The organism is Arthrobacter sp. 05L417, assembly GCF_056397865.1.
The window spans coordinates 1-22409 of the sequence record NZ_JBFTOG010000059.1; the positions used below are offsets into that span (position 1 = coordinate 1).

Annotated in this window: 25 protein-coding genes and 1 pseudogene; 16 read left to right on the top strand and 10 right to left on the bottom strand. The window is 65.0% G+C overall.

Annotation, left to right across the window (positions count from 1 at the left end; translation table 11 throughout):
* Nucleotides 1-300: 300 nt before the first annotated feature.
* Nucleotides 301-906 (bottom strand): DUF1326 domain-containing protein, encoded by a 606-nt coding sequence (locus AC1DJW_RS25375; protein WP_284752317.1) that lies wholly within the window; start codon nucleotides 904-906, stop codon nucleotides 301-303.
* A 237-nt stretch (nucleotides 907-1143) separates the two neighbouring features.
* Between AC1DJW_RS25375 and AC1DJW_RS25380 the strand changes: the two genes are divergently transcribed.
* Genes AC1DJW_RS25380 through AC1DJW_RS25425 form a run of 10 tightly spaced genes read left to right on the top strand, consistent with a single transcriptional unit; the run spans nucleotide 1144 to nucleotide 12209 of the window.
* Nucleotides 1144-2013 carry an FAD binding domain-containing protein gene (locus tag AC1DJW_RS25380; protein ID WP_476902841.1) on the top strand — a complete coding sequence of 290 codons (870 nt, stop codon included), beginning with the start codon at nucleotides 1144-1146 and terminating at the stop codon, nucleotides 2011-2013.
* 14 nt (nucleotides 2014-2027) lie between these two features.
* A complete protein-coding gene (locus AC1DJW_RS25385) occupies nucleotides 2028-2552 on the top strand; it encodes a (2Fe-2S)-binding protein (protein WP_284752319.1) in 525 nt (174 codons plus the stop codon).
* Entirely contained in the window at nucleotides 2549-4942 is a 2394-nt protein-coding gene (locus tag AC1DJW_RS25390; protein WP_476902842.1) for an aerobic carbon-monoxide dehydrogenase large subunit, read from the top strand. Before AC1DJW_RS25385 ends, AC1DJW_RS25390 begins: the two co-directional genes overlap by 4 nt.
* 1 nt (nucleotide 4943) lies before the next feature.
* Nucleotides 4944-5900, top strand: a complete 957-nt coding sequence (locus AC1DJW_RS25395; RefSeq protein ID WP_390277082.1) for an XdhC family protein — start codon at nucleotides 4944-4946, stop codon at nucleotides 5898-5900.
* The gene (locus AC1DJW_RS25400; protein ID WP_284752322.1) at nucleotides 5884-6828 is read left to right on the top strand and encodes an AAA family ATPase; all 945 of its coding nucleotides are present in this window, start codon (nucleotides 5884-5886) and stop codon (nucleotides 6826-6828) included. The genes AC1DJW_RS25395 and AC1DJW_RS25400 overlap by 17 nt, the downstream gene beginning before the upstream one ends.
* On the top strand, nucleotides 6821-8122 hold the full coding sequence (locus AC1DJW_RS25405; protein WP_390277080.1) for a vWA domain-containing protein: 1302 nt from the start codon (nucleotides 6821-6823) through the stop codon (nucleotides 8120-8122). The genes AC1DJW_RS25400 and AC1DJW_RS25405 overlap by 8 nt, the downstream gene beginning before the upstream one ends.
* Nucleotides 8115-9053 (top strand): ABC transporter ATP-binding protein, encoded by a 939-nt coding sequence (locus AC1DJW_RS25410; RefSeq protein ID WP_390277078.1) that lies wholly within the window; start codon nucleotides 8115-8117, stop codon nucleotides 9051-9053. The genes AC1DJW_RS25405 and AC1DJW_RS25410 overlap by 8 nt, the downstream gene beginning before the upstream one ends.
* Nucleotides 9050-10159: an ABC transporter permease gene (locus AC1DJW_RS25415; protein ID WP_390277075.1), complete on the top strand. Its 1110-nt coding sequence runs from the start codon at nucleotides 9050-9052 to the stop codon at nucleotides 10157-10159. Before AC1DJW_RS25410 ends, AC1DJW_RS25415 begins: the two co-directional genes overlap by 4 nt.
* The gene (locus AC1DJW_RS25420; protein ID WP_284752326.1) at nucleotides 10159-11259 is read left to right on the top strand and encodes an ABC transporter permease; all 1101 of its coding nucleotides are present in this window, start codon (nucleotides 10159-10161) and stop codon (nucleotides 11257-11259) included. The genes AC1DJW_RS25415 and AC1DJW_RS25420 overlap by 1 nt, the downstream gene beginning before the upstream one ends.
* A 59-nt stretch (nucleotides 11260-11318) precedes the next feature.
* The gene (locus tag AC1DJW_RS25425) at nucleotides 11319-12209 is read left to right on the top strand and encodes a pyridoxal-phosphate dependent enzyme (RefSeq protein WP_390277071.1); all 891 of its coding nucleotides are present in this window, start codon (nucleotides 11319-11321) and stop codon (nucleotides 12207-12209) included.
* A 14-nt stretch (nucleotides 12210-12223) separates the two neighbouring features.
* Here the strand turns inward: AC1DJW_RS25425 and AC1DJW_RS25430 are convergent, their stop codons facing one another.
* Nucleotides 12224-13150 carry a LysR family transcriptional regulator gene (locus AC1DJW_RS25430; protein WP_459342560.1) on the bottom strand — a complete coding sequence of 309 codons (927 nt, stop codon included), beginning with the start codon at nucleotides 13148-13150 and terminating at the stop codon, nucleotides 12224-12226.
* Nucleotides 13151-13298: 148 nt separating this feature from the next.
* Here AC1DJW_RS25430 and AC1DJW_RS25435 point away from each other — a divergent pair, with 148 nt between their 5' ends.
* Together AC1DJW_RS25435 and AC1DJW_RS25440 are read left to right on the top strand one after the other, a co-directional pair.
* Nucleotides 13299-13739, top strand: a complete 441-nt coding sequence (locus AC1DJW_RS25435; protein ID WP_284752328.1) for a VOC family protein — start codon at nucleotides 13299-13301, stop codon at nucleotides 13737-13739.
* Nucleotides 13740-13877: 138 nt separating this feature from the next.
* Nucleotides 13878-13985 (top strand): annotated as a pseudogene (locus AC1DJW_RS25440) (muconolactone Delta-isomerase family protein); the annotation flags it as partial.
* 21 nt (nucleotides 13986-14006) lie between these two features.
* Here AC1DJW_RS25440 and AC1DJW_RS25445 read toward each other — a convergent pair.
* Nucleotides 14007-14273, bottom strand: coding sequence for a GlsB/YeaQ/YmgE family stress response membrane protein (locus AC1DJW_RS25445; RefSeq protein WP_284752329.1), 267 nt, complete (start codon nucleotides 14271-14273; stop codon nucleotides 14007-14009).
* A 95-nt stretch (nucleotides 14274-14368) separates the two neighbouring features.
* On the bottom strand, nucleotides 14369-15268 hold the full coding sequence (locus AC1DJW_RS25450) for a diacylglycerol/lipid kinase family protein (RefSeq protein WP_390277067.1): 900 nt from the start codon (nucleotides 15266-15268) through the stop codon (nucleotides 14369-14371).
* Nucleotides 15269-15453: 185 nt separating this feature from the next.
* On the opposite strand from AC1DJW_RS25450, the gene AC1DJW_RS25455 reads away from it, so the two are divergent.
* Nucleotides 15454-16458, top strand: a complete 1005-nt coding sequence (locus AC1DJW_RS25455; protein ID WP_476902843.1) for a transglycosylase domain-containing protein — start codon at nucleotides 15454-15456, stop codon at nucleotides 16456-16458.
* Nucleotides 16459-16521: 63 nt separating this feature from the next.
* Here AC1DJW_RS25455 and AC1DJW_RS25460 read toward each other — a convergent pair whose 3' ends face one another.
* From AC1DJW_RS25460 to AC1DJW_RS25470, 3 genes are all read right to left on the bottom strand, one after another.
* Complete coding sequence (locus tag AC1DJW_RS25460) at nucleotides 16522-17166, bottom strand: hypothetical protein (protein WP_476902844.1); 645 nt, start codon at nucleotides 17164-17166, stop codon at nucleotides 16522-16524.
* An 81-nt stretch (nucleotides 17167-17247) separates the two neighbouring features.
* Nucleotides 17248-18279, bottom strand: a complete 1032-nt coding sequence (locus AC1DJW_RS25465; protein ID WP_459342557.1) for an aldo/keto reductase — start codon at nucleotides 18277-18279, stop codon at nucleotides 17248-17250.
* Nucleotides 18280-18287: 8 nt separating this feature from the next.
* Nucleotides 18288-19160: an NAD-dependent epimerase/dehydratase family protein gene (locus AC1DJW_RS25470; RefSeq protein ID WP_390277061.1), complete on the bottom strand. Its 873-nt coding sequence runs from the start codon at nucleotides 19158-19160 to the stop codon at nucleotides 18288-18290.
* 336 nt (nucleotides 19161-19496) lie between these two features.
* On the opposite strand from AC1DJW_RS25470, the gene AC1DJW_RS25475 reads away from it, so the two are divergent.
* The 3 genes from AC1DJW_RS25475 (at nucleotide 19497) to arfB (ending at nucleotide 20943) form a co-directional block, all read left to right on the top strand.
* Entirely contained in the window at nucleotides 19497-19769 is a 273-nt protein-coding gene (locus AC1DJW_RS25475) for a hypothetical protein (RefSeq protein ID WP_284752335.1), read from the top strand.
* 115 nt (nucleotides 19770-19884) lie between these two features.
* Complete coding sequence (locus tag AC1DJW_RS25480) at nucleotides 19885-20469, top strand: HhH-GPD-type base excision DNA repair protein (protein WP_459342556.1); 585 nt, start codon at nucleotides 19885-19887, stop codon at nucleotides 20467-20469.
* Between the two features lie 51 nt (nucleotides 20470-20520).
* On the top strand, nucleotides 20521-20943 hold the full coding sequence (gene arfB / locus AC1DJW_RS25485; protein WP_459342555.1) for an alternative ribosome rescue aminoacyl-tRNA hydrolase ArfB: 423 nt from the start codon (nucleotides 20521-20523) through the stop codon (nucleotides 20941-20943).
* A gap of 6 nt (nucleotides 20944-20949) precedes the next feature.
* Here the strand turns inward: arfB and AC1DJW_RS25490 are convergent, their stop codons facing one another.
* The 3 genes from AC1DJW_RS25490 to trxA all read right to left on the bottom strand — a co-directional run bounded on the left by AC1DJW_RS25490 (nucleotide 20950) and on the right by trxA (nucleotide 22162).
* Nucleotides 20950-21339, bottom strand: coding sequence for a carboxypeptidase-like regulatory domain-containing protein (locus AC1DJW_RS25490; RefSeq protein WP_476902845.1), 390 nt, complete (start codon nucleotides 21337-21339; stop codon nucleotides 20950-20952).
* 41 nt (nucleotides 21340-21380) lie between these two features.
* Complete coding sequence (locus tag AC1DJW_RS25495; RefSeq protein WP_284752371.1) at nucleotides 21381-21770, bottom strand: heavy metal-responsive transcriptional regulator; 390 nt, start codon at nucleotides 21768-21770, stop codon at nucleotides 21381-21383.
* Nucleotides 21771-21835: 65 nt separating this feature from the next.
* Complete coding sequence (trxA, locus tag AC1DJW_RS25500; RefSeq protein WP_284752339.1) at nucleotides 21836-22162, bottom strand: thioredoxin; 327 nt, start codon at nucleotides 22160-22162, stop codon at nucleotides 21836-21838.
* Nucleotides 22163-22409: the final 247 nt, after the last annotated feature.

Consider the following 22409-nt stretch of genomic DNA (forward strand, 5'->3'; position numbering starts at 1 on the left):
AATCTGCGCCAGCGGCGCCTCGCCCTTGCGGGCCACATCAATAACATCCTGGCGGAACTCCGCCCCATAAGCCGTCGGCATGGTCAACATCCTTCCACGAGCACCAGCTCGCTAGGTCAAGGAGTCAACAAAACCGGGGGCAGTCCCGGGTGTTTTCCACCGACGCTCGCTCACGTTTAGGGTGTTTTCCACCGACGCTCGCTCGCATGATGTGAGCGAACGTCGTGGAACTTGACCGTATAGGTGAGCGAGCGTCCCGGTCGACGTCAGACAATCTGGCGCTCGACCCAGGGGCGGCGCCTAGGCCGACCAGGCAAAAGGAGCCGAGAAGGAGTTCTTCCCGGCGTTGTCCCAGGTCATCCCGAACACGTCCACGCGGGCCGTGCTGGCTGTGCCCGCCGCCAGGGTGTCGGCCGGGAACCCGATCCCGCTGATTTTCACCCCGAGTCCTGTGGCATCCATCGGAGACACAAAGTCCTCCACAGCCATGTCGACGGCGCTGCCGATTCGGACCTGATGCATGCGCCCGTCCTCGGTGTAGGCCATTTCCAGGGACTCCATTCCCGCCATTTCACCGATCAACGGCGTGAGGCCCTCCATCGGTCCGCCGAGCTGTCCACCGAAGACGCCACCGAGCGCTTCCGCCTGCTCCGGCGAGGCGGCGGCATCCATCAGAACGCCGATCTTCCATCCCCCGTCACTCATGAGGGCGGGCGTATCGGCGACGACGCAGACCGTCAGGCCTCCGACGTCGACGCCGTTTACCTCACCCGTGTCCACATGAAAGGCCAGGGCCACGTTGCAGCGATCGTTATCCGCCGGTGCGGTCAGCCCTGAAGTCGAACAAGGGCAGACCATGTCGCAGTTGCAATTCTCAAAATACGTACCCTCGACGTGCCACGACATCTGGGGCTCCTTTCGGCGAGGCATCCCCAGAAAAAAGTCTCCTCGCGGGCCAGAACAGTGTCAACGCTCTCCGGATCGCTCACGGGTCCATGGGGCGCCTGGGAAATTCTTTTTGCCATTCAGAATGGCCGTGATCTTGCCCCCTTGGCCATGTTGACACCCACAATGACGCGGGCAAGACTGATCATAGGTCCGCGTCCTACGAGGTGCAGGATGTCTGGCCCTAAGGGGTGGACAATGCAGATTCCGGCTCCATTTGATTACGAGCGCGCGAGCGACGTCGCAAACGCGCTGACCCTCCTCGAACGCCACGGTCCCGAGTCGCGCATCATCGCCGGCGGACACAGCTTGCTGCCGATGATGAAGCTGCGCCTGGCGCGGCCGGAGTGGCTGATCGACATCAACGACCTCGCGGAACTGGAATTCATCCGTCGCGAAGGTGATCAGTTGCGAGTCGGCGCATTAACCCGCCACACAGCGCTCCTCGAGTCAGCCGACGTCGCAGAGCTCTTTCCGATTATCCGCGACGCCGAGCAGGTGATCGCGGACCCTGTGGTCCGCAACCGCGGCACGATCGGCGGCTCGCTCTGCCAAGCGGATCCGGCCGAAGACCTCTCTACCGTTTGCGATGTTCTGCGCGCCCAAGCCGTGATCCGCGGCCCCGATGGCGAACGGATCGTCGCGATGTCGGATTTCCACCGCGGCCCTTACGAAACCGCCGTTGCGCAGAACGAACTGTTGTACGAAGTCCGCTTCACGATCCGCCCTCGTTCGGGCAGCGCCTATGAAAAAGTGGAACGCCGGGTAGGTGACTGGGCAGTCGTCGCGGCCGGGGCCGCCGTCGGGCTCTCCGCAGACGGCACGGTGGAAGAGGCAGCCATCGGGCTGACGGCGGTCGGGCTGGACGGCACTGTTCCAGAGGCCGAAGCCGTGCTCCGCGGACAGCAGCCGCGCGAAGACCTGTTCGTCGAGGCCGCCCGCATCGCAGCCGCCGCCTGCCACCCGGTGGACGACCAGCGTGGGCCGGTCGACTACAAACGGCACCTGGCCGATGAACTCACCCGCAGGGTCCTGCGCCGTGCTTGTGCGCGCGCCGCAGGTGCATAGGAAGGCTGAAAGCAATGCAGGTCAGCATGACGGTCAACGGGGACAAGGTGACCCGGGAGATCGAACCCCGGGTGTTGCTGGTCCATTTCATCCGCGAAAACCTTGGATTGACCGGCACGCACTGGGGATGCGACACGAGCAATTGCGGAACCTGCGTGGTCCTGATGGACGGACAACCGGTGAAATCGTGCACCGTGCTGGCAGCCATGGCCGACGGACACGACATCCGGACCGTTGAAGGACTGGCTGTCGGCGGCACGCTCGATCCGGTGCAGCAGGGGTTCATGGAGGAACACGGCCTGCAATGCGGATTCTGCACTCCGGGCATGATGCTCACGGCCAGGGCCCTGCTGGACCGCAACCCGCATCCCGACGACGCCGAGATCCGCCAAGCCATTTCCGGGCAGATTTGCCGGTGCACCGGTTATGCGACGATCGTCCGCTCGGTGCAATGGGCCGCAGCCCACCCGCTCGGTGCTCAGGCGGAAGGGGACGCCGCCGGTGCCGAGGAGTCCACTTCTGAAGAGGTGACGGCATGACCACCGTCCAGGAGCATGCACCCAACCCGGCGGCCGGAGACCCGGGCCGCCCGATCGGCTTCGGCCGTCTCCAGCGCAAGGAGGACCCGCGGTTCGTCCGCGGCAAGGGCAATTACCTCGACGACATCGTGCTGCCCGGCATGCTGCATGGAGCCATCCTGCGCGCACCCGTTGCGCATGCCCGGCTGGTTTCAATAGATACCACCGAGGCGTTGGCGCATCCCAAGGTCCTCGCCGTCATCACCGGCAAGGACCTGCAGGCCCTCAACCTCGCGTGGGCGCCCACCCTGTCGGCGGACGTCCAGGCAGTCCTTGTCACGGACAAGGTCCGCTTCCAAGGCCAGGAGGTCGCTTTCGTCGTCGCCGAGGACCGCTACGCCGCCCGGGACGCCCTGGAGCTGATCGACGTCGAATACGATATGTTGCCACCGGTGATTGATGCCCGCCGCGCCCTCGATCCCGGCGCGCCGGTCATCCGTGACGATATCGAGGGCCGGACCGACAACCGGATCTTCGATTGGGAGATCGGCGATGCGGCCGAAACCGAGGCCGTGTTCGCGGCTGCCGACGTCGTCGTCGCCCAGGAGGTCGTGTATCCGCGCGTGCACCCGGCACCCATGGAAACCTGCGGCGCCGTCGCGGACTTCGATCCGGTCGACGGCAGGCTGACGCTCTACGAGACGACACAGGCCCCGCATGCCCACCGGACTCTGTACGCGATAGTCGCCGGCATCCCGGAGCACAAGATCCGGATCGTCTCCCCCGATATCGGCGGAGGCTTCGGCAACAAGGTGGGCATCTATCCCGGCTACGTCCTCGCCGTCGTCGGCTCGATTGTCACCGGCAAGCCGGTGAAATGGGTGGAGGACCGCTCGGAAAACCTGATGTCGACGTCGTTCGCCCGCGATTACATCATGCAGGGCGAGATCGCGGCCACCAAGGACGGCAAGATCCTGGCAGTCCGGACCAGCGTGCTGGCAGACCACGGTGCCTTCAACGCGACTGCACAGCCCACCAAGACCCCGGCCGGCTTCTTCTCCATCTTCACCGGGAGCTATGACCTGAAGGCGGCCTACTGCAAGGTCACGGGCGTCTACACCAACAAGGCCCCCGGGGGCGTGGCATATGCCTGTTCCTTCCGCGTGACCGAAGCGGTTTACCTCGTGGAGCGCATGGTGGACATCCTGGCCAGGAAACTGGAGATGGATCCGGCAGAGCTTCGGCTGAAGAATTTCATCAAGCCGGAGCAATTCCCCTACGCCAACAAGACCGGCTGGGTCTACGACTCGGGCAACTACGAGCCTGCCATGCGGCTGTCGATGAAAATGGCCGGGTACGAGGATCTCCGGCGCGAGCAACTCGAAAAGCGGGAGCGCGGTGAGCTGATGGGCATCGGCGTCTCCTTCTTCACCGAGACTGTCGGCGCCGGGCCCCGCAAGCACTTCGACATCGTTGGGCTCGGCATGGCCGACGGCGCTGAACTCCGCGTCCATCCCACCGGCAAGGCCGTCGTCAGGATCTCGGTGCAAAGCCAGGGGCAGGGCCACGAAACCACGTTCGCGCAGATCGTGGCCGAGGAGCTCGGCATCCCGCCGGAGAGCATCGACGTTGTCCACGGCGACACTGACCAGACGCCCTTCGGCCTGGGCACGTACGGGAGCCGCTCGACGCCGGTCAGTGGTGGCGCGGTGGCGCTTGTGGCGCGGAAGGTCCGGGACAAGGCGAGGTTCATTGCCGCAGCGATGCTTGAGACGCGGCCCGAGGACCTCGAGTGGGAAAAGGGCCGCTGGTTCGTCAAGGGCGATCCAAGCGCCGGCAAGACGATCGCCGAGATCGCGTTCGGCGCCCACGGCACCGTGGCCCTGCCCGAGGGCATCGACGGCAACCTCGACGCGGAGGTGACTTATGACCCTCCCAACCTGACATTCCCGTTCGGCGCTTACATCTGCGTGGTGGACGTCGACGCCGGGACGGGCCACGTCAAGGTCCGGCGCTTCATCGCGGTGGACGATTGCGGGACCCGGATCAACCCGATGATCATCGAGGGCCAGGTCCACGGCGGGCTCACCGACGGCGTCGGGATGGCGCTCATGGAGATCATCGCGTTCGACGAAGAGGGAAACTGCCTCAGCGGCTCGTTCATGGATTACCTCATCCCGACGGCGATGGAAGTCCCGGATTGGGAGACCGGGTTTACCGTCACGCCCTCGCCGCACCACCCCATCGGCGCCAAAGGCATCGGCGAATCCGCCACGGTCGGGTCCCCGCCGGCCATCGTCAACGCCATCGTGGATGCTTTGACGCCCTATGGCGTGACGCACATGGATATGCCGTGCACGCCAGCGCGGGTGTGGGAAGCCATGCAGGGCCGGGCCAGGCCACCGGTGTGACATGCCCCTGCACGGAGAAGCCTTGGCGGCAAGGGCGCAGGAACTTGTGGAACGCCGGGAACCGTTTGTGCGCGCCACGGTAGTGCGCGCGCAGCACCCAACGAGCGCCCACGCCGGGGACACGGCCCTGGTGCTGGCCAACGGGGACATCGACGGGTTCCTGGGCGGCACGTGCGTCGAGGCTTCCGTGCGCGAATACGGCCTGCAGACCCTGTCCAAGCACGAACCGTTGTTGCTCCGTGTTGTCCCCGGCGAACCGTCCCGCACCCGCGAGGAGGGCGCCGTCGAGGTTTCAAACCCCTGCCTCAGCGGCGGCGCGGTGGAGATCTTCCTTGAGCCGCAGATGCCCGCTCCCCGGGTGGTGGTGGTCGGCGCGACGCCCGTTGCACAGGCGTTGGGGGCCTTGGGTGCCATCCTCGACCTGGACATGGAACTCAGCGACGGAACCGCCGCGGAGCCGCGGGCCGACGACGCCGCCCTCATCGTCGCGTCGCAGGGCCGGGACGAGGAGCCCGCGTTGGAGGCCGCACTCCGGCTAGGGGTGCCGTACGTCGCCCTGGTTGCCAGCCGCACGCGCGGCGCCGCCGTCCTGGCCTCACTCGACGTCGACGACGGCCAGCGTGCGCGCGTGCACAGCCCGGCCGGGCTGCTGCTGGGCGGCCGGACGCCTGCTGAGATTGCGCTGTCGATTCTGGCCGAGCTCGTGTCCGTGCGCCACCTCGGCGCGGCTGGAGAGACTACGGCGGCGGAGGCTGCGACGCCGGATCCGGTGCCGGCGAGCGCCAAACCCGCGAGCGCCGAACCCGCGAGCGCCGTGGACCCCGTCTGCGGCATGAGCGTCGCGGCTGTGGAGTCGACGCTGCATGCCGAGTATGGCGGAGCGACGTACTACTTCTGTTCCCCTGGATGCAGGAGGGCCTTCCTCGCCGATCCGGAACGCTATGCCACTGCGTCCTGAGTCCGGGGCTGCCGGGCCGGTGCGGGCGGGAGCGGAAGACGAGGTGCGGCGTCTTGTACCGGACGTTTCCTCCCTCATGTCCGCGCTCGACGACGGCGACTACCTCGCCGACGTCGGACTGGGGACCGCATTGTTCCTGTCTGTCCGCTTGCCGCAACCCATCCTGCTGGAGGGTGAGGCCGGCGTCGGGAAGACCGAGGCGGCGAAGGCGCTGGCGAGGGTGCTCGACACTCCCCTGTATCGCTTGCAGTGCTACGAGGGTATCGATGTGGGCGAGGCCCTGTACGAGTGGAACCATCAACGCCAGCTTCTTGGCATCCGCTTGGCGGAGGTCCGGGATGTCCGTGTGGAGGAGGCCGATCTCTTCGGGGAACAGTATTTGCTGCGCCGACCGCTGCTGAAGGCGATCGAGCATCCCGGCCCGCGTCCGGCGGTCCTGCTGCTGGATGAGATCGACCGGGCGGACGCGGAGTTCGAGGCCTTCACTTTCGAGCTGCTGGCCGAGGCCGCGGTGACGATCCCGGAGCTGGGCACTATCCGGGCGACGCATCCGCCCGTCGTCGTCCTCACCTCCAACCGGACCAGGGACCTGCATGACGCACTGACCCGGCGCTGCCTGTACCACTGGATTGACTACCCACGGCCCGAGCGCATCGCCGCGATCGTTCGCCGCAGGGTTCCCGCGAGCGCCGAGCCGCTAGCCCTGGATGCCGCGGCGGCTATCACGAGGCTGCGGTCCCTGGACATGGCCAAACCCCCGGGGATCGCGGAGGCAATCGACTGGGTGTCCGCGCTGACGGTGCTCGGCGTGGACCGGCTGGATCCGGCTGCGGTGAAACAGACCTGGGGTTCTGTCCTGAAGAATCGCGACGACTTGGACATTGCGTGGGCCCGGGGTCCGGCGTGGGTGGCCGGCGGCAATGACTGAACACGCGCTCGGGGATGGCCTGGCCGACGTCGATGCTGCGGCTTTGGCGGTCGCGTTCAGCACGGCCCTGCGCCGTGCAGGGCTGCCGAACTCCCCGGACCGCGCTGCCTGGCTGGCCCAGGCGCTCCGGATCGTTCCCCCTGCTTCCCGTGAGCCGTTGTACTGGACGTGCCGGGTGGCGCTCGTCTTCTCGCATGAACAACTGCCGGTATTCGATGCCGTCTTCTCAGCGGCATTTGACGGGACGGCCGCATTTGACGGAATGGCCGATCCGGCAGACACCCGCGGTGATGCCAACAGCCCACCGGCAATCGGCGCGACAGAGCACACCCGGGCAGCTCCGAGCGAACGACGACCGGCTCATGCTGCCGGCCAGCTCCCGGCGTCGCGGGCACCTGTCGCCCTCCCCGGCATAGAGAGCGACGGCGACGAATCCAACGCTCCCGGGTTCGAGGCTATCCTGGCCATGGCCTCCGCTGACGAGCACCTGCACGAGAAGTCCTTCGCCGAGCTCACCCCCGAAGAGACCGCCCGGGTGCGTCAGCTGGTGCGGCGCATCGTGCTCGCTACACCGGAGCGCCGAAGCCGCCGGACACGCCAGTGGGCGCACAGCGGCGCAAAGCTCGACCTCCGCCGCACCATCCGCGCGGCCCGGCGCACCGGCGGCGACGCAAGCACCTTGGTCTATGCCCGCCGTCGTCCCCGTCCGCGCCGCTTGGTGTTCCTATGCGATGTATCCGGCTCCATGGAACCGTACACGCAGGTCTTCCTGTCCCTGCTGCAGGGAGCGGTGGCGGGCGCCCAGGCCGAGGCGTTCGTGTTTTCCACCCGGCTGACCCGGCTGACCCGGCAGCTTTCGAACCGGAATGCACACGAAGCCCTCGCTCTTGGAGCCGCAGCCGCCCCGGACTGGGCAGGTGGCACACGGCTCGCGGAGAGCCTCCGGCACTTCATCGACGGTCATGGGCGCCGTGGGCTGGCCCGGGGCGCGGTCATTGTGGTGCTCTCCGACGGCTGGGCCCAGGATGCGCCGGAATTGGTGGGCGCCCAGATGGCGCGGTTGCGGCGCCTTGCGTACCGGATCGTCTGGGTCAATCCGAGGAAGGCCGGCACGGACTACCAACCGTTGGCAGGCGGTATGGCAGCCGCGCTGCCGTACTGTGACGCCTTCGTCAGCGGGCACAACTACGCGGCTTTGGCGGATGCCGCAACCGCCATTCGCGCGGAGCGGTCCCGCCCGGCGCGAATGGCGGGCAGTGCCACCGGACAGGACAGGGAGGAAGGGAATGACTGAAACAGCCATCGAGCTCATAGGTGTGACCAAGCGGTTCGGCTCCCTCACCGCCGTCGACGACCTCAGCCTGCAGGTGGAGCGTGGGGAGATTTTCGGCCTTCTCGGGCCCAATGGCTCAGGCAAAACGACCATCATCAACATGATCAGCGGCCTCAGCCGCCCGAGTTCCGGCGGGGTCAGGGTTCTAGGCATCGACCTGCTGAAGGATCCACGCGGGATCCGGCGTTCGCTCGGGACAGTACCGCAGGAGAACGCCCTGTACGAGGAGCTCACAGCGGAGGCCAACCTCCGGTTTCATGCCGATCTCTTCGACGTGCCCAAGCATGGTCTTGATAAGAAGATCACCTCCCTGCTCGAATTGGCGCAACTGGAGGAGCGCCGGAAGAGCCGCGTCGCCACGTTCTCCGGCGGCATGAAGCGAAGGCTGGCGTTGGTCCGGGCCATGCTTCACGAACCGGAGCTGCTCTATTTCGACGAACCGACCCTCGGAGTCGACGTGCAGAGCAGGCATGCCCTCTGGGACCGGATCCTCGAACTCAAGGAGCACGGCACCACGGTTCTCATCACCAGCAACTACCTCGAGGAAGCGAACGCCCTGTGCGATCGCCTGGCCATCATCGACCGCGGACGGCTGGTGGCGCTCGATTCGCCGTCCAAGCTGCGGCGCAGCTTTGGTGACACGGTCGTCGAAATGCGCACACATCCGGCGCCTGGGGAGGACATCGTTCGAAAGGTCCTTGCGCTCCCCGGCGTCGTCTCGGCAGTTACTTCCGACGGCTCGCTGAAGGTCACTGTGGAAGGCGGCTCCGATGTCACCGGCAGGGTGGTGACCGCCGTCGTCGGATCCACGAGCCTGGAGGAGATCCAGAGCCGCGAACCGAGCCTCGACGAGGTCTTCTTGAGCCTGACAGGCAAGGAGCTCCGGGAATGAGCATCCGCCATGACCTTCGTGTGATCCGGGCCGTCGCGGCGACAGACATCCGCCTCACCCTCCGGGAGCCGCTCTTCGCGATCATCGGCGTCCTCATCCCCATCAACTTTTTGCTGCTCTTCCTCCTCTTCGCGATCAGCGGCGGCCAGGCGCCGATCGCGGTCGTGATGAATGACCGCGGACCGCTCGCGGAGCGCTTCGTCCAGGCCATGGACGGATCGCATTCGTTCATCATCCACACCGCGAGCCCGGCCGACGCAGAACGCGAGATCCGTTCCGGCAGCATTGTCGCCGTCGTCACCGTGCCACAAGAGTTCGACGCCGCACTCGCCGCCGGAGCGCGAATCGAGATTCCGGTGGAAGTCAACAACTTGAACGTCGACTTCACCAACGACATCCGGCGGGCAGTTCCTTTGTCCATCACGTCCTTCTACGCGGATGCCTTCCCCGACCAGGTGGTAGTGACCGCCCGCGAATCCGACGTCCAAGCCCAAGACACCGGCTACATTCCGTACCTCGCCGTGAGCATCATGGTTGCCGGCCTGATGCTCGCGTCCCAGCTGCAAGGAAGCGTCAATACCGCGCGGGACTACGAGCTCGGGACCATCAAGGAACTCGCTTTGGCGCCTGTGAGCCGTTTGACCATCGGGGTGGGCAAGGTGCTGGGCGCCGCAGTCCTCGCGGCGGCGTCCGCGCTGCTGTTACTCGCCGTCGTGGTCCTCTTTATCGGAGTCCGTCCGCTCCACCCCCTCGAAGTATTGGGCTTCGGACTCCTGATACTGGCGGCGTTCCTCGCCCTCGGCGTCCTCGTCGGGACACTCGTCCGTCGGAGGCAGCAGGCAATCCCCCTGTCCATCGCGGCCGTTCTTCCCCTGTTCTTCTTGAGCGGACCGTTCGGGCCGGCGAACTGGCTGGGCGCCATCCCCGGCGGGATCGCCGCGATATCTCCCCTCACGTATGCGATCGCCGCCTTCCAGCACGCCTTCCACGGCTACCAAACGGCTCCGCAAGGCCTGACCGTCGACGCGATCGTGCTGGCAGCCTTCACCTTGGTGGCCGTCGGGTTCGCGGCCTTCGTGTTCGGCCGGCGGGGGGCGAGGCACTGATGGCCGCCGGACGTGCCGTGCTCGCCATAGCGGCGAAAGACATCCTGACCTGGTTCCGCACGCCGTCGGCGATTCTGGCCAGCCTCCTGCCTCCCGTCGCATTCCTGCTGATCATCTTCGTGGTGGCCGGGGCGGTCGGACGGAACCCGGTCGCGCTGGTGGTCGAGGACAGCGGGCCGCAGGCGCAGCGACTCGTCTCGATCCTTGAGGACTCCGACGCGTTCCGCGTCCAGCGGGCGACTCCCGTTGAGGCCACCCATCTGCTGGACACGCTCCAAGTCGCGGCGGTTATCACCGTACCCGCCGCGTTCGACGACGACTACCGGGCACAGCGGCCCGACCCCGTCAGCGTGCAGATCAACAACCTGAACCTCGACTTCACCAACGATCTGCGCCGCTCAGTTCCGGCTGCCATTACCAACTTTTATGCGGGCCAGCCGGACACGCCGATCATGGTTGGCGTCGCCGAATCGGACCTGAGGCCGCACGACGTCGGCCTGGTCCAGTTCCAGCTCGTGCCGATCCTGGTGCTCCTGCTCACGATCATGGGGATCGTCAACGGCGGATTGGCCGCCGCCCGTGAGTTCGAAGACCTGACCATCAAGGCACTGTTGCTTTCGCCCATCGGCCGCGGCTCGCTCATCGCCGGAAAGATCCTGGCGTGCTGGGTGACAACAATGCTCGTGGCGGCGGTGGTGCTGCTCTTGTCGTTCGCTTTTGGGGTCCTCCGGCCTGCCGGCTGGTATTGGTTTCCGGCGCTGGCCGCGATCGGACTGATCGCGCTAGCGGCCGCTGGGTTGGGGACTGCCTTGGGAGGTGCGCTGCGGCGCTTCTCGGCAGTTGCCGGGGCCGGCATCAACCTGTCGATCTACCTGTTCTTCCTCAGCGGGGGAATCAGTGTTGCGGCGTTCTTGCCGGATTGGATCCAGGCCATAGCGCATTTCACACCAACGTTTTACGGCGTGGATGCCTTGGAGGCCGCGATATTCTACCAATCGACCGACAACCTGGGCCGGGACCTCGCGGTGCTGGGGGTGACTGCCGCAGCCGGGCTCGTTTTGGGGACCGTGTCCCTTCGGCGGCGGCTCGTCGCGTACTAACCTCCGATGGCGCCTCCGTTCCCTTGACCTTTGGTACGAAGCTAAGGATGGAAGAGAAAATGCAATTCTTTTTACGGCCGACACCGGTAGAAGCCGTACCCCGGCTAGCCGCGGCCCTCGGCATCCCAGGAGACCGGTTGGTCTTCAAACGCGATGACCTGATGGGCCTTGCCGGCGGTGGCAACAAGGTGCGTAAGCTCGAAATCCTCATGGCGGACGCTGTAAAGCAGGGTGCGCGCGTCCTGGTGACCACTGGCGCTCAGCAAAGCAATCACGCGCGGCTCACGGCTGCCGCGGGAGCCCGCCTTGGAATGCACGTGATACTAGTGCTTGCTGGAGAACGCCCGGAGAAACTCACTGGCAACCTCCTGCTCGATTACATCTTGGGCGCTGAGCTTGTATTCGCCGGGACCTCGGACACCGAAGGCATCGCCGCTGAGTTGGCGGGTGCACGCGACGCGTTCCGGATACCTTTCGGCGGAACGAACGCGCTCAGCGCGGAGGCGTATCGGCAAGCGGGAATGGAGCTACTCGAGCAGGTGCCTGATCTGGGGAGCGTCACCGTGGCAGTAGGCTCCGGCGGGACGATGGCTGGCCTCGTCGCAGCGATTGGGGCGGAGCGCGTACTCGGTGTTGACTCCGGAGCTCTCAAAGATGCGCGAACCGCCGTCGCACGCCTCCTCGACGAGATGGGCTTTGCCAGCGGCGCGCTTCACATTGATGGGGAGCAGGTCGGCGCCGGATACGGATACCTCACCGAGGCGGCACGGGAAGCGATAGATCTGACCGCCCGGATGGAAGGCATTATCCTCGACCCGACATACACCGGGCGTGCTATGGCCGGCTTAATCAGCGCGGCACGCCACGATCGCCTACCAGAGGGCACGGCAGTATTTCTCCATACGGGCGGGCTGCCAGGTCTTTTCGGCCACGAGCAAATCCACTCCTAGGGGTGCGGAACGCTTCACGCTTGCTTTTCAGTGCTTGGGGGCCAGTGGGTTTCGGTCGGGGGGATTCGCCACCCAGCCGCCGAGGCACCGTCGATCAACGTTCGGATCGCGCCCGCGATGATAGGCCGCGTGTCATCCGCGCGGTGCAGCAGATCCCATGCCCACAGCGGTACCGGGGACGTGACAGGCCGGCGGGTCAACGTGGGCGGCATCGGCGCCGCATGGCGTTTGGGCGACTGCAGCACTGGCCGCCTCAAACGAGCCACATGCTCGAAGAATGCCGGGCCAGTAATGCCACCGTCGTCGATGTGTGTGACGGACGCCCCGCTGGCCTTCGCGAAGGCCAACGCATAGCGGTTCCACGAGTCCCAGGACGCTTCGTCAACATCGACGAGAACCGTGAGCTCGGCTGCTGGCACGCTGTCGTGACGGGTCGCGTGGTGGGTGCCTGGCATGACCGCCTGCAGTCGCTCGTACTTTAGGAGCTCGGCCACCAGGTTCTGCCGCACGACGTCGGCGTTCTCAATCCACGCGATGGCGAGGTCGAGGCTGCCTTCGGCCACCCGTGCCGCTTGGGTATGGGATGGCAGGACCCACTCGTCGATACGGACCCGAAGGGTGGGCGTTGTCGCGATCCCTGGGGGAAGCCAACTGACATAGCCCAGCCGCAGCGGCAACTGTCGGTCGCCGTTGCGAGCCCGATCGAACGCTCGTGCGGCAGCGGCCAAGACCTCGCGGGCATCAGTCAGGAACTCGCTGCCGGCGGGCGTCAACTCGACATGCCTGCGATCGCGGATGAGCAGACTCGTCCCAAGCTCGCGCTCGAGGTTGATGATTTGCTGAGAGAGCGACGGCCCGGCGATGTGAAGCCGCTCCGCGGCTCGACCGAAATGCAGCTCCTCGGCGACAGCGACGAAGTAGGTGAGCTGCCGCAGTTCCACGAGATCGATTGTACGCCGCGATGACCGGTGGGAGGCGGGGCCTACCAGTGTTCGGATACAAGTCGTGGACCGCAGCCGTGCACTCGGGTTGACTCAGAGAAGGGGCACCCGCCCGGAGACCAACAAACACAGAAAGCGACAGTTAGCCATGAGTGCAGGCATCCCGATGAAGCTCGAGGTCCAGGTCATCGCGGTATCGGACCCGGACCGATCCAAGAAGTTTTACGCACAACTGGGTTGGCGCCTCGACGAAGACGCCGCCCCCATGGAAGGGTTGCGCATTGTCCAGTTCACCCCGCCGGGCTCGGGAACCTCGGTCGACTTCGGCCTTGGTCTCAACCCGGCCAAGCCGGGCTCAGCCGTGAACACACTCGTCGTTTCCGACATTGAAGCTGCCCACCACGAACTCGTCGGGCGTGACATCGAGGTGACTGACATCTGGCACGGTCCCCCGTTCCCGGTTGAGGCGCGGCAGCCCGGCGTCGACCCCGAACGCACCAGTTACGGGTCCTTCTGCTCTTTCGAAGACCCCGACGGCAATCTGTGGATCGTCCAGGAAGTCACCGATCGCCTCCCGGGCCGCATCTAACTCGACCCGGAAAAGATGCCTCGCGGGACTAGATCACGCAACAAACTCGCGCAGATGGGCCACCTCCTGCGATTGTGGCGGCGGCCCACAGAGCCGGGCGAGTGGCGCACCCTCGGCCTCTGAAGCGCCGACACCGAAGCCGATCTCAAGGAAATCCTTGCTTCGCTCCCGTTGCACGTGTGGATGACCGCGGAGATCACGCCACTGAATCCACACCCGAACGATCCTGTGCCGGCGAAGGCCTGACCATCTACGAGCCATCCACGCCTAGACCCTGCTTCGACGTCCTCTGAATAGGCCGAAGATCAGCAACACGATGACGGCTCCCAGGATGGACAGCAGCCAGGTCCTGAGATCGAAGAAGTTTCCGAGTCCGCCCCCGAAGGCGAGGGAACCGATCCAACCACCAAGAAATGCCCCGACGACCCCCAGGAGAAGAGTAAGCAGCAAGCCGCCGCCCTGTCTTCCAGGAAGAATGGCCTTTGCGATGGCGCCCGCAATCAGGCCGAGAAGAAGAAAAGCAAGAATTCCCATGGCGCATCTCCTTTGCAAGCGAAGGCAGCGCCAGTGTGGCGCTTCGCCTCTGAGTTAATCAGCATGCTTACTGGCAGGCAAGGTCCCGCGCTTCCCTATCCCAGGGTGGAGAGGGCCGCCGGGGCACACTCAATCCTGACCTGGGTCTCGGCATCAACGGATTTCACTTCGCCGTCGATCTGATATGCCAGGGGCTTGACGGTGGTGAACGAGTAGCTACTCACGCTGGGCTGGTCCCCCAGGCCCTTCGTAGCGGCCCGCAGCGCCGTCAAGAGGACCCTCCACTTTGGCTTGTGGGCAAAGGCGATCACTTCGAATTTTCCGTCAGAGAGCTTGTCGTCGGCGTCGCTGAGCGTCGCGTACTTCGCCATCTCCGGAATATTGGCGAGCACGAGACTGTCGAAGCTGCGGCGCTTGCCGTCGGCCTGTTGTATCTCGAAGGGCTCGAACTTTGAGAAGGTGCGCATCACGGAGACCATTTCCTTCAGGGCTCCCTTGCCGCCCTTTTCCAAGTCCATAGCCACCACCGGCGTCAGCCCGAAGCCGACATAGGAGTGCGCGTACTCCCCGGGCAAGTCCGATCCCTTGCCCGTGTGCACCCGGAGCAAGTCAATGCTTCGCACCCTGCCCGCGGCGATTGCTTCTCCCAGCGGCTTGGTGCCGGTGGTCCGCCGGTGATCATTGGCATTCCCCGCCCCCAGCACCGCGCACACGGCCCTGGGATTGCCACCTTGCATCACGCCGTTGACAACCTCGTTGTAGCCGCCGTCACCACTGACTGACACAACCAGCACGTGCCCGCCACCGCTGACAGCGTCCCGTGCCAGCTCGACTGCATGGCCGGCGTGGCCGGTCGGCTGGAGCCTGATGTCCACCGGGTAGCTGAGAAGATCCTCCAGCTCGTTGTGGAGACCCTCGGCCAGCCTGCGTGCATCCCCCGTGCTGTTGGGATTGAAAATAATGACGATCGATTCAAAGGTCCGTGCAGAAGTCATTGCCGCTCCGATATTCGCTCGTGATGACTTCGGTAAGTGTACTTACAATCTTCTCCTGCACCCTACGGGATCGGGACCCCGGCTACTTTGCTGAACGGAACAACCAGCAAGGCCCGGTAGACTTTCGTGCCATCCTCTCCCCCTTCCGGGGGTAACCGCGCGGGACGAGAAGCAAAGGCAGACCGATGGAAACTCCAACACCACCGACCCCGCCTCGGCGTCCGCAGCCCGGAAGACCTCCTTCAGCGGGCCGCCCCGATCCTGCCCGGGCCAGGGTCGTCAGCTACCCGTTGCCAGTCCCCTTGGAGCAGCAAGAGCCGGATCAGGCCCAGCCGCCGTTTCCCTCAGGCGGTAAGAATGCTAAGCGATCCAAGCGGAAGTGGCGGCGCAAGCTCCTCCTGGCGCTGATCACCCCGCTGGTTCTGGTCCAAATCATCGCCTTCATGTTCAGCATGGGCGTGACCCCGCCGCGCACCGCCTACATGCTGGAGGCGGGCGAGCCCAACGTCTACCAGTTCGTCTCGATCAACCACATGAGCCGCCACCTGCTGGCCGCGACCATCGCCCATGAAGACGAACAGCTCGGAACACGCAGCGGGGCCTTCGATCTTGGCGACCTCCAGGCGAGGGCACAAGCGTATTTCCAGGGAAAGCCCGACCCCAGCGGTTCCACCATCCCCCAGCAGCTGGTCAAGAACATCTTCCTCTGGGACGACCAGAACGCCGTCCGCAAGGGAATCGAAGCCGTCCTGGCGACCCAGTTCAGCTACACGTTGAGCCCCCAACGCACCTTGGAGCTCTACCTGAACTATGCCCAGTTCGGCCCCCATCTCTACGGCGTCTGCGCCGCCAGTTGGTACTACTTCGGAACGCCACCGTGGAACATGTCCGATTACCAGTCGGCCCAGCTGATGGGCGTCCTTCCATTGCCGGATCTCGTCAAGCGGGACCCCAACGGAGGCATCTACCTCGGCGCAGGTGTCAACCCTGCCGTGTGGAACCTCGTGAACGGCGCCGCGAACGTCTGGGTCCCCCGGCAGCTCGTTGGCCTGGGCGGCTGGCAGGCGGCCGTTGCGACGGTCGGAATCACCGACACTGCCGACAGCCATGCCGACCAGCGCTCCGACAACGATGCGTGCTCGACCATGCCCCAAAGCGTGAAGGACCGGATCCAAAGCGAAGCAGGTTAGGGCCACCCGGACCGCGGCCGGCGTCGTATCCGCGAAATCCAGGACGGACGGCGGGGTCCGGGCTCAGCCGCGCGGTGCCGGCAAGTCCAGGTTCCAGTGGCGCGAGACCATCAGCAGCCAGTCGACGTCGTCTTCGTGGCCGGCGCCGCCGGGTCCTGGTGTGATGAAGAAACGGGAGACGACGCGCTGCGAGCCTTCAGCGTCTCCGTAGAGGACATCAACGGTGAAGCCTTCGCCGGCCGCTCCCGCTGTGGCGTTGCGGAAGTCGGCAGACTCCGGGTCCCGGATCGCGACCTGGCAGAATCCGGCGTCGTTGGCCGGCACGTAGATGTCCCGGGTCAGCCGGTGGAACTCCTCCACGGGCGCCAGCGGAGCCCTGGCGTCCGGTGGCAGGTGCCAGCCGTGTAGGACCGCCACTCCCGCACCGGCATTTCGGACAGACATCAACAGGTACACAGTGTTGTCGCTGATCTCGAGCGCGGCATGGCCACCGCGCACTAACATCCACTTGCCTTCCATGAACCGCACTTTCTGCGGGGCGTCAGACCAGTTCGAGGGCAGCAGGATAGGCCGCAATCCATTCAGGAGCGCGCGCTCCGCGAGCCGCGCCGACCGGTTCGCCGAGCGCGTCGAAATGAAGGTCGCGACGGCGAGAACAGTCGTGCCGAGAGCGGTGCCGAGATTGGAAATCAGAACCCAGTCGACCATAAGCCACATTCAACGCCTGTCCTGCCTCGTGGGCAATGGACCTCGGGCCCTGCAGTATGGCGTCGGACCCGGCGCCCGGAGTTACCGGCCGCCCTCGATCTTCCGGCTGCGCTGGTTCTCCGCCATCGGACCGTACGGATAGACGCCGACGCGCGGTTGGCTGGCCTCGGTGAGCCGCCCGGTTTCCTCGGGGCTGAGTTCCAGGTCGGCCGCGGCGAGGTTGTCCGCTAGCTGTTCCGTGGTGCGGGCGCCGAGGATCACGGAGGTCACGGCGGGCCGGTCCGCCAACCACGCGAGTGCAACCTGGGAGGCACTGACGCCATGATCCGCTGCGATCTTTTCCACCGTTCCGATGACGTCCCACGTGCGGGGATCATCGTTGCGGGCCTGCCACGCCTCCATCCCGCGTTCCGGGTTCTCACCCAGGCGGGTGGCACCCGTGGGCGGCACGTCGCGCTTGTACTTGCCGGAGAGCCAACCGCCACCCAGGGGAGACCACGGCAGCAGCCCGATTCCAGCGTCCAGGGAAGCCGGAACGATCTCCGATTCAATCTCACGGACCAGCAGGCTGTACTGCGGCTGCAGGGTCACCGGCGCGCTCCAGCCAAACGCCTTGGCAATGTGGACAGCTTTGGTCAACTGCCACCCCAGGAAGTTGGAAAACCCGTAGTAGCCGATCTTGCCGCTGCTGACGGAGTCGTGCAGGAAGCGCAGCGTCTCCTCCAAAGGCGTAATGGGGTCCCACGCGTGCATTTGGTACAGGTCGATCTGCTCCACTCCCAAGCGGCGCAGCGAATCGTCCAACGCCCGCGTGAGGTGGCGTCGGGAGGTGCCGACGTCGTTCGGAGCCGCGCCCATGGGGAAGCGGCCCTTCGTGGCCAGCACTACGCGGTCCCGCGCATCGGGCCGTTCGGCCAGCCAGCGGCCGATGATCTCCTCCGATACCCCCGCGCTGTAAACATCGGCGGTGTCAATGAAGTTGCCGCCGGCAGCAACGTAGCTGTCCAGGATGGCGCGGGACGTTTCCTCGGTGGCCTCGGCCCCGAATGTCATGGTTCCCAGCGCGTAGTTCGAAACCACGGCGCCGCTGTTGCCCAAAGTGCGGTATTGCATGATGTTCCTCAATCCTCGGTGGGGGTAGTACGGTTCGGGTGGTAGCTGCGCCACGTGTATTCGGGGTCGAAGCCCAGCAATCGCCTGGCCTTGTCGATGGAGAGCATGGTCTCGTGCTCTCCCAATTCCTTGATCACCTTGACGCCGGGGAATACCTCCGCAGCCAGGCTGGCACTGGACCGGCTCATGACCGTATCCGCGTTTGCGATGATGAATGCTTCGAACCCGGGCTTGCCGTTTTCAAGGGCCCGCGCCACAGCCTGCGCGCCGTCGCGTCCATCGATGTAACCCCACAGGTTCCACTTGCGCAGCCTGGCGTCGGAGTCGAAGGACGGAAACTGTTCGTAATCCGACACGTCCATGACGTTGGAGAACCGCAGCCCCACGATGCTCAGCTCGGGGTCCCAACGCGTGAACTCGATGGCCATCTGCTCTTCCAAATGCTTCACCAGCGAGTAGGTGCTTTCCGGCCGGGCCGGGTACTCCTCATCCACGGGGATATAGGGAGGGTCGACGTCGAACGGCAGGCCCAGCACCGTCTCACTTGAGGCGTAGACAACCTTCTTGATGCCGGCCCGTCGGGCCGCTTGGAACACGTTGTACGTCGACAGCATATTGTTCTCGAACGTCGCGGCATCCGGGACGATTCCGGGTGCGGGAATGGCCCCCAGATGCACCACGGCATCGAAGCCGCTATGCCGGTCGTCCAGCCCCAGGAACACATCCAGCACCTGACCATAGTCACGCAGGTCAACGATCGCCAGACCCGGGCTCCTTTCGCCCGCACGGTCCAGGTTCAACACCTGGTGCCCGTCCCCGCTGAGCCGGCGCACCACATGCCGGCCCAGTTTTCCGCTTCCACCCGTCACTGCGATTCTCATCGGTACTCCCTCGATATAGATCGGCCGTTCCGAATCGACACTAGGGCAGAAACCGGCTCCGGCGCGTGGCCCTCCCGGTCCTAGGACAGCCAGACACCCGCTCCCACGTGAATGCATCGCCGAATGTATTTTGGCGACACGGCCAACTTTTTCGGCAATTCACCTTGTGTCCGGGCCGCCGATCATCCAAACTGGCTACAGATCCGCAGGAAGATGCTTCCGCCGATCAAGGCCGCCGGACTCTTCGGCCAGCCACCGCCCCATCACAGAATGCCGGGCAACCCCTCTCGAATCACCGCCTTCCGCCTCCCCGGGTGCCCCCGGCCCCGGAAGCCCGTGACCGCTGAGACCCCGGTACTTCCCGCCGAGAAAGAGACCACGATGATCAAGCGCCACTCGGACGTCGTCCTGGAAATCACCGCCCACGACCCTGACACCATCGAAAACGACCTGAACACCGCCGTCGAAATCGCCCGCGAACACGCCGTCAAGGATCGCCGTCACGGCATCCTCGTCACCCAGCACGGATACACGAGGTACACCGTCGCCATCAGCCGCGACGTTCCCTATGGGCAGACGCTCGAGCGGCGCGAATTGCCGGGGAGCTAACAGACGGGGACCGAACCGGGCTGCTGAGCTGGCCGGGCCAATGCGCCCTTGGGCTCGAGAGCTTGCGGGCCTCATCCACCATGACGCGAATCAAAGCAGGTGGGAGGATGGGCGCATGGAACTGCACATTACCGGCGACCCCGCCGCCGACCAACTGCTCAGCGATGATGCGTTCGCGCTTCTCATCGGCATGCTGCTCGACCAACAGGTGACCATGGAGTCGGCGTTTGCCGGACCCGAAAAGATCCGCGCGCGCATCGGGTCCATGTCCCCTGCCGCAATAGCCGAATATGACCCGGCAAGCTTCGTTGAGGTGTTCAAGGAGCGTCCGTCTGTCCACCGTTTCCCCGGCTCCATGGCCGGCCGCGTCCAGGATCTGGCCGCAGTCGTTCAGCGCGATTGGAATGGGGACGCAACTGCCATCTGGACCCGGGACGATCCCGACGGCCAGGAAGTGCTCCGTAGGTTGAAGGAATTGCCCGGCTTCGGAGAGCAAAAGGCAAAAATCTTCCTGGCACTGCTCGGCAAGCAGCGCGGACTCCAGGCACAAGGCTGGCGTGAGGCTGCCGGCGCCTACGGCCAGGAGAACGCATTTGTCTCTGTGGCCGACATCGTGGATCCGGAGTCGCTCAGAAAAGTGCGGGCGAACAAGCAAGCTGCCAAGGCCGCCATCAAGGCTGCGAAGGCATCCGGGAGCTGAGGAGCGCAGGGCGGGGCTTCGTTCCTGCCCATAACGTGAAACGCTTGCAGCATGGATCTCGAAGTGTCGCCCGGGCTCACGATTCCGGCGTCGGAACTCGGCTGGCGGTTCTCCCGCTCGTCAGGGCCAGGCGGTCAACATGTCAATACCTCGGACAGCCGCGTCGAACTGTCATGGAATGCCGCCGACTCCGCGGTGCTTTCCGACGACCAACGGCTGATGCTGTTCACGCGTCTTGGACCACGCCTCATCGCCGGGGTCATCACGGTGACCGCCTCCGAGCAGCGGTCCCAGTTACGCAATCGAGAGATCGCCTTGGCCAAACTCTCCCGCCTCGTAGCGGAGGCGCTTGCTCCCGAAGCCGCTGCCCGCCGGGCGAGCAAACCCACCCGGAGCTCGAAACGTCGGCACCGGGTCACAAAGGAGCACCGGTCGGCGACGAAACAACAACGAAAACGACCGTCCGCCGAGTAATACGGATTAGCGAATCCCGCTGTCAACAACCAGCGTGATGTGGACGGGAGTCTCCGAGATCACCACCGCCTCGGTAGCCGTCGACGCGTAACCGCCGACGTTGCTCGTTTTGATGACGTAATTGCCGTCAGGCAGCGTTAGATGGAAGGCGCCGGTGCCATCGGTCAGCGTCGAGCCCCGGACAGCTTCCCCGTCCAAGGCGACAACCGCCGCCCCTGGGACGGGGCGCGGCGGACACTCCTGACCGACACGTTCGACGGGACACACCGGGGCGGTCAGGACAAAGCCGGTGACAACGCCGGAATGCCCAGTGCCCGGACCGCCCAGACTGGCGCACCCGGACAACCACAGGACCACCGCCATCAGGGCTACGACGAATCGCTTCACTTCACTCACTCACGAACATGTGTCCAATCAGGGAGGCGGCTGACCCCATTTCAGAGGTAGCTGCAGATCCGTTCGGCGTCGCACGCTTCCGGGTCCGCGGCTGCGGCGATGGCGTGGTATTCAGCGACGGTGGTGCGCAGTGCGACGAGTTCGGCGATCTGCGCGTCGAGGTCGGCCAGCTGGCCGGCCAGAAGGTCGCGCACATGGGTGCAAGGCGCACGGCCTGCGTCGCGCAGAATCAGGATTTCGCGGATCTGTGCAAGGGCCAGTCCCGCGGCGCGCCCGCGACGAATGAAGTCGAGCCTGTTGATGGCTTCGCCTGTGTAATCGCGATATCCGTTGGCGGTGCGCTTCGCAGCCGGCAGCAGCCCGTGCTCTTCATAGAATCTCAAGGCCTTGCTCGTCATACCCGCCGCTTGGGCGGCTTCACCGATTCGCACCATGCACCTCGTCTTCCCCATTGAACTCCCACTGTAGGGGACGGCGCTCATGGGGTGAAGAAGAGTCAGCGTAAGTACTCAGCGAATTCCATTTCGAAGTACCGCATCGCGCCGACGCCGATTACGGAGATTCTTCTTTTGCCGTCCTTGAACAAGGACACTGACGGGACTGAGCTGATGCCGAAGGCACCCGCGGTTTCGGGATTCTCATCGACATTGATTTTTACAACCTCGATTTTGTCGGCGTATTCGACCGCGAGCTGTTCCAGGACGGGGGAAAGCCTAGTGCAAGGTCCAGACCAATCCGCCCAGAATTCGACGACGACGGGCTTGGCTGACTTCAGCACGTCGGCGTCGAAAGACGCGTCAGTGACCTCCTTGTTTTTTGCCATGCTTTTCCCCTTATTGAATGGCCCGGGCTACTCCCCCACCCCAGCGGTTAGCTGCCACACCGGCTGGAGGCCGCCCTGCGCTCCACCTTTGCACCTTCCCCTAGTACTACAGTCGCGTTTAGTCTTGGCTGCGTCGGCGGTTTAATCGGACTTTCCGCTTGGGGCCTGTTAATCGTTGGTGGTGAGTGATGATATTTGTGTGGCGGACGTAGAAGAGTGGGCCGAAGGTCTGGAGGAAATCGGCGAT